Below are 1,019 nucleotides of genomic sequence, written 5' to 3' on the forward strand. Positions count from 1 at the left end.
GGTGTAATCGCCACTTCGTTTTATTGTTTAAAGCATTTGCCAATTTAAGTAGGCGTTTGTACTTTCTAAATATGGTTTTGGAGTGTTTCGCCAAGCTCTACGTCATTTACGCCAATATAGTCTTCAGGCATTACCAAAGACAAAATGTCCTTGCGAATTGGCTTTTCATTGTTTGGTGTTGTGGCTCAAAATCTAGCAGTTGTGTTTATTAAGTGGCGAATGTTATATTATTGTTAAAGTTTGGTTTAAGTTATTGTATTTACGAAGCTGTTCACCTAACAAGCAACTCAAGACGGACACAAACAGTTGGCTGTGCTCGTCCCTCGCAAATTATAGCCAACTATTTTTAGCCGCTTAGTAGGGCGTTATAAGGTTCTATGCATAGGTTATTAATTTCCGTCGCTTTAGTTTTAATTAGCTTTAACATTTCTGCGAAAAAAGTTGAATGTCTAGCTCATCCGGATTACCCGAATGATAGAGGTTTTTCCGCTGATATTGAGCTAATTCAAAATAATGACAAATTTAAAATTAAGATTGAAAAATTAAATCTTAGTGATACCTGGCCATTAGAAAAATCTTGTAGTTCACCACTTGAATTTAGTAATGTTACATTCTTAGGTAGCCAAACTAAAGATGGATTTAAATTTGGGGTAGACAACGGAAAAGAATGTGGTTTTGTTTTTCATATATCTATTAATAACAAAACGCCAACATTACTTATGCCACATCACACTTTCAAGGTGTTTGGTGAAAAACCATTTTTGGCTAGGTGCAAAACCTTATAACAAGCCATTCAAGCAGGACAAATAACAGTTGGCTATTTGCTCCTTCGTCGCTTATTTTAGCCAATAATTATTTGCCTCTTAATGGGGCGTTAGGTAGCACCACTTTTCGGTTTTAATAGTTAACCATCTTATGCATTTATATTATTGGTTTGGTGGTAATTCTGTTTCGTGGGTTTTCGCTAAACGATTTGTAAATGTCGCGAATCATTGTCGAGAGTCCAGCAATAACATTTG

The 1,019-nt window shown here is 35.5% G+C and carries 1 protein-coding gene; it reads left to right on the top strand.

The genetic code is table 11. The annotated features are described in order from the left end of the window. Positions 1-377: 377 nt before the first annotated feature. Positions 378-785 carry a hypothetical protein gene (locus tag H4J39_RS00110; RefSeq protein WP_182225437.1) on the top strand — a complete coding sequence of 136 codons (408 nt, stop codon included), beginning with the start codon at positions 378-380 and terminating at the stop codon, positions 783-785. Positions 786-1,019: the final 234 nt, after the last annotated feature.

It is taken from the genome of Colwellia sp. Bg11-12, assembly GCF_014076955.1.
GTDB lineage: Bacteria > Pseudomonadota > Gammaproteobacteria > Enterobacterales > Alteromonadaceae > Colwellia_A.